The organism is Salipiger sp. CCB-MM3 (assembly GCF_001687105.1).
Lineage (GTDB): Bacteria > Pseudomonadota > Alphaproteobacteria > Rhodobacterales > Rhodobacteraceae > Salipiger.
This window is the reverse complement of the sequence record NZ_CP014595.1, coordinates 1,892,501-1,906,123: the sequence shown is the minus strand read 5'-3', so window position 1 is coordinate 1,906,123 and position 13,623 is coordinate 1,892,501. Positions and strand designations below refer to the sequence as shown.

8 protein-coding genes, 1 tRNA gene and 2 rRNA genes (1 of these 11 running past the window's edge) are annotated in these 13,623 nt (G+C 62.5%); 5 read left to right on the top strand and 6 right to left on the bottom strand.

The genetic code is table 11. The annotated features are described in order from the left end of the window. Positions 1–140: 140 nt before the first annotated feature. Positions 141–332, bottom strand: a complete 192-nt coding sequence (gene secE, locus AYJ57_RS09240; protein WP_066104015.1) for a preprotein translocase subunit SecE — start codon at positions 330–332, stop codon at positions 141–143. A gap of 413 nt (positions 333–745) precedes the next feature. Between secE and AYJ57_RS09235 the strand changes: the two genes are divergently transcribed. The 5 genes from AYJ57_RS09235 to AYJ57_RS09215 all read left to right on the top strand — a co-directional run bounded on the left by AYJ57_RS09235 (position 746) and on the right by AYJ57_RS09215 (position 6,325). Next, a complete protein-coding gene (locus AYJ57_RS09235) occupies positions 746–1,303 on the top strand; it encodes a hypothetical protein (RefSeq protein WP_066106917.1) in 558 nt (185 codons plus the stop codon). A 435-nt stretch (positions 1,304–1,738) separates the two neighbouring features. After that, positions 1,739–3,268 carry a tetratricopeptide repeat protein gene (locus AYJ57_RS09230; RefSeq protein ID WP_157374039.1) on the top strand — a complete coding sequence of 510 codons (1,530 nt, stop codon included), beginning with the start codon at positions 1,739–1,741 and terminating at the stop codon, positions 3,266–3,268. A 16-nt stretch (positions 3,269–3,284) separates the two neighbouring features. Then, positions 3,285–4,193: a phosphatase PAP2 family protein gene (locus tag AYJ57_RS09225; protein ID WP_066104009.1), complete on the top strand. Its 909-nt coding sequence runs from the start codon at positions 3,285–3,287 to the stop codon at positions 4,191–4,193. Between the two features lie 12 nt (positions 4,194–4,205). Next, the gene (locus tag AYJ57_RS09220) at positions 4,206–5,687 is read left to right on the top strand and encodes a S8/S53 family peptidase (RefSeq protein ID WP_066104007.1); all 1,482 of its coding nucleotides are present in this window, start codon (positions 4,206–4,208) and stop codon (positions 5,685–5,687) included. Between the two features lie 128 nt (positions 5,688–5,815). After that, complete coding sequence (locus tag AYJ57_RS09215) at positions 5,816–6,325, top strand: hypothetical protein (protein WP_066104004.1); 510 nt, start codon at positions 5,816–5,818, stop codon at positions 6,323–6,325. Here AYJ57_RS09215 and gghA read toward each other — a convergent pair. From gghA to AYJ57_RS09190, 5 genes are all read right to left on the bottom strand, one after another. Next, on the bottom strand, positions 6,282–8,660 hold the full coding sequence (gene gghA / locus AYJ57_RS09210) for a glucosylglycerol hydrolase (protein WP_237220138.1): 2,379 nt from the start codon (positions 8,658–8,660) through the stop codon (positions 6,282–6,284). The two genes, AYJ57_RS09215 and gghA, sit on opposite strands and share 44 nt — an antisense overlap. A gap of 48 nt (positions 8,661–8,708) precedes the next feature. Continuing rightward, entirely contained in the window at positions 8,709–10,883 is a 2,175-nt protein-coding gene (glgB, locus tag AYJ57_RS09205; RefSeq protein WP_066104000.1) for a 1,4-alpha-glucan branching protein GlgB, read from the bottom strand. A 335-nt stretch (positions 10,884–11,218) separates the two neighbouring features. Further along, positions 11,219–11,295: transfer RNA gene (locus AYJ57_RS09200), tRNA-Met, on the bottom strand. Positions 11,296–11,352: 57 nt separating this feature from the next. Next, positions 11,353–11,467, bottom strand: a 5S ribosomal RNA gene (gene rrf, locus AYJ57_RS09195). Between the two features lie 195 nt (positions 11,468–11,662). After that, positions 11,663–13,623: ribosomal RNA gene (locus tag AYJ57_RS09190) — 23S ribosomal RNA — on the bottom strand (it continues 873 nt past the right edge of the window).

Sequence of the window (13,623 nt, the reverse complement as noted above, 5' to 3'; positions counted from 1 at the left end):
TCGTGCACTACCGCCACCGGGCGCCGATTTCAAGGGCTGCCCGCCGGCAAGCCCTCTGCGCTATAAAGGCGCTTCCTCTTGGCTGAAATATCCCGGGGGAGTCCGCACATGCGGACGGGGACAGCGCCCCCTGCCCCGGCTCAGCCGAAGAAGGACAGCAGGCCTTGCAGACCCGTGCGGATCAGGATGTCGACCAGCGCGAAAAAGATCGCGGTCAGCGTCGCCATGACAAAGACGGTGATCGTGGTCAGCACCACTTCGCGACGGGTCGGCCAGGCGATCTTGCCGATCTCGGACCGCGTCTGCTGGATGAACTGGAGCGGGTTGGTCATGCAGGTCTGCCTTGCGGGAAATCCTCGGTTGGCGGGTCGTATACGCCCGGTCGCCGCGTGTGACAAGCAGAGTCCCGCTCGCGAGGTCTGTTGCGGCTGCGGCGCGGACCTGCAGGTGACGCACACGCCTTGAAGCAGAGAGAGCGGTAGTTTGGTCGCCTGACCGCTGAGTTTCCGATGACAAACTCCTGAACGCACATGGCCGAACGTGATGGAACTGGATCAGTGCCGCCGCGTTCGCGCGCGCCTCGCTCGGCCCAGCCCGACCATCAAGGCAGGTCACGGAAATTACACGGGAAATTTCGACACCTCAGCGGCGGAACGCTTTTCCGACCGGCGGGGTTGGGTGGCCAGAAGCGAAAAGGCGACGACCCGCCACCCGCTACGAGAAACTCTTTATGGAGGACTATACGATGAAACGCATTCTTACCATTACCGCCCTCTCTTCGGTTCTTGCCACCGGCGCGCTTGCCGCAACGGAAGAGCAGTCCAACCTGATCAACCAGTATGCGCCCGACGTCAATGTCGAGATGCTGAGCGACCAGCAGGTCATCGAAGCCTTCGCCATCGCCAACAGCGGCGACTCGGACATCCACAAGGGTGAGAAGATCGAAGCCATCGCCATGCGCGACGAAGAGCCGATGACCTTCTCGGCCGAGCAGATGGCGCAGATCGAAGAATACCTGCCCGCCGAAACGGTGATGATGATGACCGGTCAGCAGCGCGGCGACGCTCTGGCGATCATCAACGGTGCTGACACCGATGACGATGTGAAGGCTCAGCTCATGGCGCTCGCCGACGAAGCCACCCCGGCGCTGACCCCGGCAGAAGTGTCGCGCGTCGAGACCCTCGCGCCCGACGCTGACCTGACCGTTCTGACCGCCGAGCAGGTGAGCCAGATCCGCGCCCTCATCTACACCGATGAGAACGACGCGCAGCTCAAAGGCCGCATCATGGATGTTGTGTCGTAAGACGACTGCATAGCAATATGCTGTAGGTGATCTCGGTCACCTCCGCATGGCCATATGGGCCGCGCCGGAAATCTCCGGTGCGGCCCTTCGCGTTCCACCTCAGGTTTAACGTCAATTTCCGAGTGCAACATCGCCTCATGAAGCACGGCAGAAGGCCCCTTTGCATTGAACTTGGGTGATTTTTGCTGACTGCGGCGACAATCATCGCGCATGATGCGCCGCAAGATTGTCTGCAAGTTTTGTAAAAAGCGGCCGCATTTGAGACCTTTGATTGAACAGTACACGTCTATTCGGCTGCACCTTCTCGGGCCCCTGTGTCTTCAGGATCGCGAGGGTCGTGATTGCACGCCGCAAAGTCAGCCCGCGCAGGCGGTGCTGGCGATGCTGGCGCTCGCGCCGCGGGGCACTATCCGCCGCAGCCGCCTGCAGAGTTTGATGTGGTCCAACAAAGAGGCGCATTTTGCCTCGCAAAGCCTGCGCAGCGCGCTTTATGCGCTGCGCCGTGGTCTCACCAAGGCCGGAGGCGAGGGGCTGCTGCTCTCCGACAGCGCCAGCATCACTCTGCAGACCGAAAATCTGTGGATTGACGTGTTGGCCTTGGATCAGCCAGACGAAATGGCGCGCCTGCGCGAGCGCTACGGTGCTGCGGTTCCCGAACTGCTCGAAGGGCTCGACCTCCGCTCGGCGGATGACGAATTCGAAGATTGGCTGCGGGTTCAGCGCAGCCATTGGCGCGAGCGTCTGCTGGAGGCCCCGACGGCAGAGGCAGCCTCACCCGGGCCCTCCAAAGACCCCGCCCCCCATCGCGGCGCGGTGATCGGACTTCTGCCCAGTGCCAGCCAACCCGCAGACAGCATGCTGCGGTTTCAGGCCGACACGCTGCTCGAACAGCTGATCTTTGGCGTGCAGCACCTCGTGCCGACGACGATCAACGACTTTCGCGAGACCTTGCCCGGAACCGTGCCCGGCGACAGCCTGAACAATCGCCCGGACATCCTGCTGCGGATGAGCAGCAGTTGCTTCGGCAACAGCGCGGGCCTTCGGCTTCAGGCGTTTCACGGCAGCGACAACAGCCTGCTCTGGTCACTCTCTTCGCCCCCGATCGACAAAACACAGATGAGCGTCGAAAGCACCGCGCTCGCCCGTTTCGTCGGCGAAGCCATGGACCGCATTTGCCATACGCTGACCTCGCCACACGGGCTGCGGCGCGACGCGGTGATCTCCCCGTTCCACGCCATCGTCGAGATGTTCCGTCTCGATCACAGCGCGCTTGACGCGCTCAAAGGCGAGTTGCAGCACGCCTATGGCATCACGCGAAGCACCACCTACCTCAGTATTCTCGCCTATCTGAACACTTTCACCGTGGGCGAGCATTGGCAGAGCTTCTCGCCGCTGGTGGCCGAGGAAACCGCCGATCTTGTCGCCCGCGTCGAGGCCGAACAGCCGTGGAATGGCGTCGCCATGGCGCTGGCAGGCCACGCCAAGGCCTATGTGCTGCACGACATGCTGGGCGCCGAGTTGCTGCTGAAGCGGGCGGTCGAGATCAATCCCTATATGGCGATCAGCTGGGACCACCTTGCGCTGCACGCGCTTTACACCGCGCGCTACGATCTGGCCTCCACCGCGTCGCGCCGGGCCGAGGCACTGGGACACTGCAGCCCGCTCGCCTTCACCTATGAGCAGACGCGCTGCATGATCGACACGCTTGAGGCGCGCTTCGACAGCGCGGCGGCACTGGGCCAGCGCATTCTGGCGCGGCGGCCCCGCTTCGGCGCGGCACTGCGCTACACCGCCATCAGCCTCGCGCATCTGGGAAAGCTCGACGAGGCGCGCGTCCTCATCGGGCGCATCCGCGAGATGGACCCGGATTTCTCGCCCAGCTGGGTGGACCGGAACCGCATGGCGGTGAATGATGAAAACGGACGTCTCATTTTGTCCGCGGGTTTGAAAAAAGCGATTTGCTAAAGATCGGGAGAGGGACATGTCTTCATTTGGAGAGACACTTCGCAACAGTTGGCTGCTTGCGGTCGGTGACAGCTTTGAGCTGAGCGCCCCCGCCGAGGCTCCGCCGGGACTGGTGGCGGGCGGCGCGGCGGTTCTTGGGGCCAATGCCGCGGGCAGCGGCGGCGCTTCGGCAGTTCTGAACCGGAACCGCAACAGGAACCGTAACCGCAATCGCAACAGGAACCGAAATCGCAACCGCAACAGGAACCGCACCAACGTCGAGGGCGGCAGCGCCTCTTACGAATACGGGGACATCCTGCTACCGTGGCGCGAGATCGAACGGTTGCACCAATTGCGCGACTATTGGATCGACCTGCCGATCGGCCTGCCCCCTGCCCTCTCGGTGCTCCACGCCCAAACGCTGGAGCTTTTCGACAAGCAGGTGCTGCGTGACACCGACGCGCACCGAGGGCGCAAAGACGAGATCCTGCGCGAGGCCGAACTGGAGCTGTCGGGCTACCTGCGGCCACTGGGGATCGAAAACCTGTCCGGCTATGACCACACGGTGGCGCTTTTCCTGATGGTGGCCCGCCTCGCCGAGGAGGTGGGCATGCGCTACAAGGAGCGCTTCAACGTGCCGCGCCCCAGTGCGGTCGAGCCGCGCCTGCGGCCCTATATCCCGGTGCCGGCGCATGCCTCATGGCCATCGAACCATTCGCTGCAGTCGTTCTCGATTGCCTTCGTCTTCAGCCGCGTGCTGCCCGAGCATCCGGGCATCGTAGAGCTGTTCCGCAGCGCCCGGCGCATCGCCGAGAACCGCGAATGGGCCGGCATCCACTACCCCGCCGACACCAAGGCCGGGCATGATCTGGCGCGGATGCTGACGCCGGTGTTCGAGGTGGTGCTGGAAGAGCAAATGCTGCGCGCCCGCGCCGAGTGGCTCTGAGGAGGTAGGATCATGGCACGCATCACCCCGCCCGCAAGCACCCGTGGCTCGGGCCGCTACGATGGCTACCACGCGCTTTGGCATCTCTTCACGCTGGGCCTCATGGACCACCCGGACGGCTTTGACAGCAGCGCATGGGACGCGGCAGAAGAGCGCATCAAGCAGGGCGACGAGCCCATTCGCGTTGCGCTGATCGACGTCTCGGTGGCCCCGTCTCACCCCAACCTCGAAGGGGCCATCGCCTGGGACCTCGCGGTGGATTTCTTCTCGAACCGGCTCGGCACCTTTCCCGATCCTGCGGGCTCTCGGCTGCAAACGTTGCTGGCCGCCGCCACGCCCGTCGGCAATGCCACCGCGCAGGCGCTTCAGGCTGAGATGACGGCGCATATGGCGGCGGAATACACCGCTGCGCAGTCGGCAACCGACACCAGCCAGCGCATCTTTCCCGCCACCTCCGCCGCCTTCTCGGGGCATGGCACCGCCATGGCTGGGCTGATCGGCGCGCGCCCCGTTGCCGCCGCGGACGTAAACCTCGTCGGCACGCACCTTCGGCCCCTGCCGAACGGCCCCGATCTGCAGGTGGACAGCCCGCTTGCGGGCCACGGCCTGCCATATATCGGCGTCGATCCGACCTGCGAGATCGTTCCGATCTCGACCAGCTTCGATCCCGACCCAGAGCAGTTCCTCGCCGCGATGCTCTATGCGCATCTTATCGACGCCGATCTGATCGTTCTGGCGCGCGACTTCCCCGATCCGTGGCGCAGCCCGGTGACCGACCTTCCCGCGACCAGCGATGGCACCAGCGCGCCGCGCGAGCGGCACCTTCTGCGCAAGACCTACCCGGTGAGTTACTCGAAGCAGGAGGCCACACTCTGGGCCGCGCTGCATGATCTGGTACCGCAGATGTCGCTCAAGCGTCCGATCCTGTGCGCCAGCGGCAATGGCGGCGACGGCACCCGGCTTTATCCCGGATCTCTGGCGGCTGACGACAATGGCATCATCCTCGTCGGTGCGCACACCAGCGAGGGCCTGCGGGCGGGCTATTCCAACACCGGCTCGACAACCGTTCCGATCACCCTTTACGCGCCGAGCGGCGACAGCGAGCGGCTGGACCAGCAGAGCGTGCGGCTCGACCAGATGGCGCCGGATTTCTACGCCAGCACCCACTCGCCCAGCTATCTGGAGGATGGGGAGACCTACTCTCCGCTCGATGTGATCAGCACCGATGTGCCGGGCGCCGCCGGCTATAACGGCAGCCCCTTCCCCGAGATCCTGCCCTCCGAGGACACATTGCCCGACTACCGGTCGTATTACTGCCGGTTCAGCGGAACCTCGGCGGCAACCGCCATCGCCGCGGGGATGTTGGCACTGGCGATGAGCGCGGGAAAGATCGCGCGAGGTGACGGCGTGGCGGCCAAGCAAAAGCTGCGCGGCACAATGGATCCCACCGATGATGGCGCCGCAGAGCCCAAACTGAACTGGGCGAACATCTAGGCGGCATTAGGCGGCATGGGCACAGGTGAGCACAGCGGCCCCGTGGGTTGCGAGAGGGTCCCGCCGTGATTGCAAGATCATCCGGCGCTGCCTAGGCTGACGCAATCTCGGCAAACGGAAGGGATGTCATGCGCGACCGGAGCTTTGGCAGAACGATCTGGAACCTGATCCTCGCGGTGCTCAATGCCACGCTGATCCTTCTGGCCCTGTGCCTGTTCCTCGCCTTGCAGCTGACACACCGCGCGCAGGAGATCACCGACAGTTTCGCGCGCAATCTCGTCTCGCTCGACCCGTTGCGCGCCGAGATCGGCGAGATGACCTCGGAGATGAGCGGGCTGCGGAGCGATCTGGGTGCCTTGCGCGAGGACAGTTCGGATCTGACATCAGACGCGGCACAGCGGATCACCGCGCGGCTCGACAAGCTGGAAGGCCGGCTAGACACCGCGGCGCAGCGCATCGACGGGCTGATCTCGAGCCCCGAGAAACTGGTCGATCAGGCGATCGACCGGGCCGCCGAAGAGATCAAGCTGGGGATCGGCGAGTGGCGCAGATGCACGCCCGTCGACACGCTGTCGCTGGCGGGGCCCGAGGCGCTCACACCGCCTCGAACACCAGCCCCATCGAATCCCGCAGGGTGATCGGCCCGCCAAGGTAGTCATCGCCAATGCCGGGGCTGCGCAGCACCAGCCGCCAGTCCCGCCCGCGCTCGGCCTCCGGCAGCAGTTTCAGCGGCTCGATCTCGTCGGTTTCGCGGCCTTCCATGTGGCAAACGGCGAACACCTTGCGTCCTTCGGGGCCGTTACGAAGCGCGGCGAAAACGGTGCGCCCGTCTAGCGGCTCGAGATAGCGAAACTGATCGGCCTCGCCGAAATTGCCGCGCAGCCACGGGTTCGACTGCCGGAAGTCGCGCAATTTGCGCATGAAGCCGGTCTGGTTCGGATCGAGATACGACAAGTAGTGCGAGACGTTGCAGTATTCGTGCATGTCGTCCATCCACGCGCAGGCGATCTGCTTGAGCAGCCCCACGGTGAACCGATCCGGTCCGGCCAGCGGCGGCTCGACCGCGTTGAGCAGCGCAGCAATCGTGTTGAGGTCGTATTCGGTCACCTCGACCAGCGCTGGCAGAAACTCGAAGAACCGCGCCAGATCCTCGCGGGTCTCAAAGCCCAGTTCCTTCAGCCGCCGGAAGTTGCCGGGGATCGAATAGCTGTAACTGTCGACCTGCCATTTGAGGCTGATCGCCTCTTCGGCCACGACCTTCACCCCGTATTTGTCATCCTGATTGCGGATGAACCCCCAACTGGCGCGCGCCGTGGCGTTGAGGAAATCCATCGGCACGCCGGGGAACACCGCATAGGTCAGAATCGACACCGCCGGGTTGTCATAGGCCTTGTCGAGGATCTCCATCTTGGTGTCGCCAAGCCGGGTGTTGATGTTGAGCTTGGGGTTCACCTGCGTGCCCCGGCGCAGCGTGTCGTGGTTGGCCGTGCCCGATATCCAATTGGCGCCATGCGCGAGGATCTCTTTGATGCGCCAATACTTCGACAGCCAGAACGTGTAGATGAACGGCGTGTTGTGGGCGAAGGTCAGCGGCCCCCATTGGAACACGTCCGGATCATGCGTCTGGTTCTCGATCACCGCGCGGTAGGTCGAGCTCAGTTCCCAATCCTCGTCGGGCCACGGACGGCCATCCTCGAAGACGAACCACGGCTGGTAGCTGGTCCCGGCCACCTCCTGTTCGAGCCCCGACATCTCGGCAAGATAGTCATCGTCGTGGCGCAGCGTTTGCGCCGCCCAGTCCCACCATTTGAAGTCCTGCGCACCGTCGACCCGCACGCCGTCCGCGCCGAAGTTCACCTTGCGCCGCTGCATCTCCAGAAGGATGCCGCGCACATAGGGGTTCAGATAGTCGAGGTTCTGGCCGTACATATTGGGCCCGGCGAAATAATGGCTCGACAGCACATCAAGCCCCTGATTGTCGGAATGCCCGAACACCACGTCGAGGATCAGCTTCTTGGGCTTACCCGGAAAGTTGTGCAGCGCGGCGGCAAGATCGACCAACTCATCAGGCCGCGCGGTTTCCAGCAGCACCGGGTTCACCGTCGCCATGCCCGAGATCACCACGTCGTAACCCCAGTTGGTGGTGTTGGGGCGGGTCAGCGTCGCCTCGACCCGCTCTTCGCTGGCCGCGCCTTCGGTCCAGAAGGGCGGTCCGGCCTCATAGACCGTCGTCGGCTCCACCGGGAGCGGCTGCACCGCATCATAGCCCATAAAGAGCTCATCCGCCGGCTCAAGCGGCAGCCCATGCGCCACGCGCTCGGCGAGACGCTGGATCTGCCGGGTCAGGCTGGCCAATGTGCCGCCCGCAGTGGCGGTGGGGATATGCAGTTGCAGGATGCTGGTGGGCGGAGTGAACTTATGCGGCGCATCGCCTTTGAGGGCCTCGAAATAGCCCTTGTCGGTGCGCGCCTCCTGCATCGCGGCCACGTCATAGACCTCGGCTGGCGCAAAGGCGCCATAGGGCACCGACATGGCCAGCGGGTCGAGAATACGGGTGTAATTGTGATCCGCGTCGCGCCAGACCAGCGCATAGAAATCGCCGGTCACATCGCGCGTGCCCGCCTTCACCCCGCTCACCACGCAGAAGGCGAACGCCTCGCAGCGCTGCACAGGCAAGAGCACCCGCTCGAAGGCGATCTCGCTATGCGAGACCGCAAGATCAAGCTCGGCCCCCGCTTCGGGCCGCAAAAGCTCGATAAAGATGTCGCCGTCCGCGATGCTCCAGTCCTGCAATTCAGGAACGAAGAAGCCAAAGACCACCCGGTCTCCTTCGACCTGAGCTCCAAGACGCCGCGCGATGCTGCGCCCGGCGCTGAAGCGGTCCTCGGCGGTGGTGAGGATGCGCTCGCACCAATCGGCAAGCTCGGCGGTCGCTTCGGCGTCGAAGGCGGGCGGGTCCATACGGTCGTACACGTGGCGTCTCCTGTGGTCTTGCGGTCCGGGTCTGGGCCCTGATGCGGATCAGGAATCTTCGGGGGTGAACATCAGCGTCGACAAGGGCGGCAGCATCATGCGGGCCGAGGCTGGCTGCCCCTTCAGGCCGGGCTGGTCGGCATGCACGCGCCCCATGTTGCCCACGCCAGCCCCACCATAGGCCGTCGCATCGCTGTTGAAAATCTCGCGCCATGCCCCGCCCTTCGGCATCCCGACGGCAAAGCCATCCTGCGCGACGGCAGAGAAATTGCAAACCACCACCACCGGCGGATCACCCGGCGCCCCTTTGCGCAGCCACGCAAAAACGTTTTGCTCGGCCGCATCGGCGTCCAGCCACTCAAATCCCTCGGGCAGGCAGTCGTAGCGATGCAGCGCGGGCATCTCGCGGTAGAGACGGTTGAGGTCGCGCACGAGGCTTTGCATTCCGGCGTGGCGCGGCTGATCCAGCAGGTCCCAGTCCAGTTGCCCCTCAAAGGCCCACTCACGCGACTGCGCGAACTCCTGCCCCATGAACAGCAGCTTCTTACCGGGATGCCCCCACATGAACCCATAGTATGCGCGCAGGTTGGCGAATTTCTCGGCCAACTGCCCCGGCATCTTGCCCAGCATAGAGCCTTTGCCATGCACCACCTCATCATGGCTGAGCGCCAGCACGAAGTTCTCGGAGAAGGCATAGGTCAGCCCGAAGGTCACCTGATGATGGTGATGCTGGCGATAGATCGGATCGAGCGCGACATAGCTCAACGTGTCGTGCATCCAGCCCATGTTCCACTTGAAGCCAAAGCCAAGCCCGCCATCCTCGACCGGGCGCGAGACCTTGGGAAAGGCGGTGCTCTCCTCGGCGACGGTCATCGTGCCGGGCATGGCGCCATAGACCTCGATATTCATCCGGCGCAGCAGATCGATCGCCTCGTAATTCTCGCGACCGCCGTCCTTGTTCGGCACCCACTCGCCGTCATTGCGCGAATAGTCGCGGTAGAGCATCGAGGCCACCGCATCCACGCGCAGCCCGTCCACATGGTATTCCTGTACCCAGTAGCTGGCATTGGCGACGAGGAAATTGGCCACTTCGCGGCGGCCAAAATCATAGATCAGCGTGTTCCAGTCGCGGTGGAAGCCTTCGCGCGGATCACCGTACTCATAAAGCGGCGTGCCATCGAACTTCGCGAGCCCATGCGCATCCGACGGAAAATGCGCCGGCACCCAGTCCAGCAGAATGCCCAGACCTTTCTGATGCGCGGCATCCACCAGATCGCGGAACTCATGCGGCGGCCCGTGCCGCACCGTCGGCGCGTAAAGCCCGGTCGGCTGATACCCCCACGAGCCGTCGAAAGGATGCTCGGCCACCGGTAGAAGCTCGATATGGGTGAACCCCATGTCCGCCGCATAGTCCACCAGCTTGACCGCCGCTTCCTTGTAAGAGATCGGGCGATCGTTCTGCGTCCCGTCGCGCCACCAAGAACCGAGGTGCACCTCATAGATCGAGATCGGCGCCTCCCGCGCGTTCCGCGCCGCACGGCTCTCCATCCAAGCGCCGTCGTCCCAGGCGTAGCCAGAGATATCCCGCACCACGCTGGCATTGTCGGGCCGCAACTGACCACCAAAGCCCACCGGATCAGCCTTCAGCGGAAGCACCTGCCCCGAACCATCGACGATCTCATACTTGTAGAGCGTCCCCTCGCCCAAGTCGGGCAGGAAAATCTCCCACACACCGCTTCCGCGTTTGCGCAGAACGTCGCGTCGCCCATCCCAGTCGTTGAACGGCCCGACCACTGAAACCCGCTGCGCATGCGGCGCCCAAAGGGCAAAATGCGTGCCCTGCACGCCTTCATGCTCCATCACATGCGCGCCGAGCGCCTCCCAGAGCCGACGATGCGTGCCCTCGGCGATCAGATGCACGTCCAGATCGCCAAGCACCGGGCCGAAGCTATAGGGGTCCCGATAGCTGATGGTCTCCCCCGCGGTCGTGGTCTTGCGCAGCACATAGCCGCCCTGCCCCGCGATCTCGCCGGTAAAAATCTCTTCGGCCCCCTGCACAGGCTCAAGCTCCACGATTCCGCCAGACGCGATCGCAAACATCCGGTCGGCGCCGGGCGCGAACACCGAGATCGCCACACCGCCCCGCGCGGGATGCGGCCCGAGCATGGAGAAAAGATCGTCCGCCGTTCCCTCGGCGATGGCGCGTGCTTGGGCCAGCTGCATGGTGAAAGGTCTCCCTTGCTCGGCTTTGCAGGTCCCGCGCGCATGGCGCGGCGCGGGTGCCCCTAGACCTAACGCATTCCCGCGCGCGGTCAAAAACGGGCGGCCCAATCAGTCCAGAGAGGCGAGCTCCTGCTCGGGGGCAGGATTTCCTGACCAATATATTGGCGTTACGCCGTGTGGCTGCACGTCTTCCACGCACGGCGCAGTAGGCGGCGCAGTATCGCTGGCGCACTCGACAGCAGGCCGCGATTGGGCGTCGAGTGTCGTGCGGACCACGGAAACGCAAAAAGCAGCCTGACTGGCTGCTTGAATGTGTTTGGATATTTGGGTTCGACTGGTTGCGGGAGTAGGATTTGAACCTACGACCTTCAGGTTATGAGCCTGACGAGCTACCGGGCTGCTCCATCCCGCGACAGAGTCGATTTGTATCGTTTTGAGAGATACGTTGATTTATTGAGGGTTTTACTAGGTTTGGCGGTGACCTACTCTCCCACGTCTTGAGACGCAGTACCATTGGCGCGGCAGCACTTAACGGCCGGGTTCGGAATGGAGCCGGGTGTTTTGCTTGCGCTATGACCACCAAACCAAGAAAAACCCACAACGCTGCGCGTTGTGGCTTTTTTTGGTTTGGTTGGCGGCAGACAGCGTCTCGCGAAGCGACGACGCGTTGCCGCACCTCTCCATGCCGGGCGCAGCGCTAATCAACGAGTTACCAAGTCAAGTATGTGTAGGGGTTGTATGCTTCGATTGATCTTGGAACAGCCTTGCTGTTCCTGGATCGGATCAAGCCTATCGGGCCATTAGTACCGGTCAGCTGAATGCATTGCTGCACTTACACCTCCGGCCTATCGACGTGGTGGTCTTCCACGGCCCTCAGGGATACCTTGTTTTGAGGGGGGCTTCCCGCTTAGATGCCTTCAGCGGTTATCCTGTCCGATCATAGCTACCCAGCACTGCCGTTGGCACGACAACTGGTCCACCAGTGGATCGTTCACCCCGGTCCTCTCGTACTAGGGGCAACTCCTCTCAAGTATCCTACACCCACGGCAGATAGGGACCGAACTGTCTCACGACGTTCTAAACCCAGCTCACGTACCTCTTTAAATGGCGAACAGCCATACCCTTGGGACCTGCTCCAGCCCCAGGATGAGATGAGCCGACATCGAGGTGCCAAACACTGCCGTCGATATGGACTCTTGGGCAGTATCAGCCTGTTATCCCCGGCGTACCTTTTATCCGTTGAGCGATGGCCCTCCCACTTGGGACCACCGGATCACTATGGCCGTCTTTCGACTCTGCTCGACTTGTCAGTCTTGCAGTCAGGCTGGCTTCTGCCATTGCACTCAACGAGCGATTTCCGACCGCTCTGAGCCAACCTTCGCGCGCCTCCGTTACGCTTTAGGAGGCGACCGCCCCAGTCAAACTACCCGCCACACAGGGTCCCGGAACCCGATAAGGGATCGCGGTTAGACATCAAGCAATGCAAGGGTGGTATCTCAAGGGAGGCTCCACGGACACTGGCGTGTCCGCTTCGAAGCCTACCACCTATCCTGCACATGCATGGCCTGATGCCAGTGTGAAGCTGTAGTAAAGGTGCACGGGGTCTTTCCGTCTAACCGCGGGAAGCCTGCATCTTGACAGGCAATTCAATTTCGCTGAGTCGATGTTGGAGACAGCGGGGAAGTCGTTACGCCATTCGTGCAGGTCGGAACTTACCCGACAAGGAATTTCGCTACCTTAGGACCGTTATAGTTACGGCCGCCGTTTACCTGGGCTTCAATTCAGAGCTCTCACCCCTCCTTTTAACCTTCAGGCACCGGGCAGGCGTCAGACCCTATACGTCGTCTTGCGACTTCGCAGAGCCCTGTGTTTTTAGTAAACAGTCGCCACCCCCTGGTTTGTGCCCCCAGCCAAAACTTGCGTTGAAACTGGGCCTCCTTCTCGCGAACTTACGGAGGTATTTTGCCGAGTTCCTTCAACATCGTTCTCTCAAGCGCCTTGGTATTCTCTACCAGTCCACCTGTGTCGGTTTAGGGTACGGTCTCAAAGTGGGGCTATTTCCAGGAACTGCTAAGCGGCCCCTCCAATCCGATAAGGAGGAACAACCTTCGCAATCCGTCACCACCACATGGCCCAGGAATATTGACCTGGTTCCCATCGACTACGCCTTTCGGCCTCGCCTTAGGGGCCGGCTTACCCTGCTCAGATTAGCTTTAAGCAGGAACCCTTGGACTTTCGGCGAGAGTGTCTCTCACACTCTTTGTCGCTACTCATGTCATCATTCTCGCTAGTGATCTCTCCACCGGATGCCTTACAGCCCGGCTTCACAGAAAGGACTTGCTCCTCCATTACATCCCGAAGGATGCAGAAGAGGAGTAGTCCTATGTCACACTACGCTCCGCTACCATGCGCTATGCGCATCCTCGGCTTCGGCTCATGGCTTGAGCCCCGTTACATCTTCGCCGCAGGACAACTTAATTAGACCAGTGAGCTGTTACGCTATCTTTAAAGGATGGCTGCTTCTAAGCCAACCTCCTGGTTGTTTTGGTCGTCCCACCTGCTTTCCCACTTAGCCATGAATTGGGGGCCTTAGCCGGAGGTCAGGGTTGTTTCCCTCTCCACTACGGGCGTTAGCACCCGCAGTGTGTCTGCCATCTAGTACTCCCTGGTATTCGGAGTTTGGTTAGGATCAGTAAGCCTGTGGGGCCCCATTACCCATCCAGTGCTCTACCCCCAGGGG

Excerpts from the sequence above, each read along its gene's own strand:
- AYJ57_RS09220 (WP_066104007.1), top strand. The coding sequence starts at position 4,206 with ATGGCACGCATCACCCCGCCCGCAAGCACCCGTGGCTCGGGCCGCTAC.
- AYJ57_RS09230 (WP_157374039.1), top strand. The coding sequence starts at position 1,739 with ATGTGGTCCAACAAAGAGGCGCATTTTGCCTCGCAAAGCCTGCGCAGC.
- secE (WP_066104015.1), bottom strand. The coding sequence starts at position 332 with ATGACCAACCCGCTCCAGTTCATCCAGCAGACGCGGTCCGAGATCGGC.
- AYJ57_RS09225 (WP_066104009.1), top strand. The coding sequence starts at position 3,285 with ATGTCTTCATTTGGAGAGACACTTCGCAACAGTTGGCTGCTTGCGGTC.
- glgB (WP_066104000.1), bottom strand. The coding sequence starts at position 10,883 with ATGCAGCTGGCCCAAGCACGCGCCATCGCCGAGGGAACGGCGGACGAT.
- AYJ57_RS09235 (WP_066106917.1), top strand. The coding sequence starts at position 746 with ATGAAACGCATTCTTACCATTACCGCCCTCTCTTCGGTTCTTGCCACC.
- AYJ57_RS09215 (WP_066104004.1), top strand. The coding sequence starts at position 5,816 with ATGCGCGACCGGAGCTTTGGCAGAACGATCTGGAACCTGATCCTCGCG.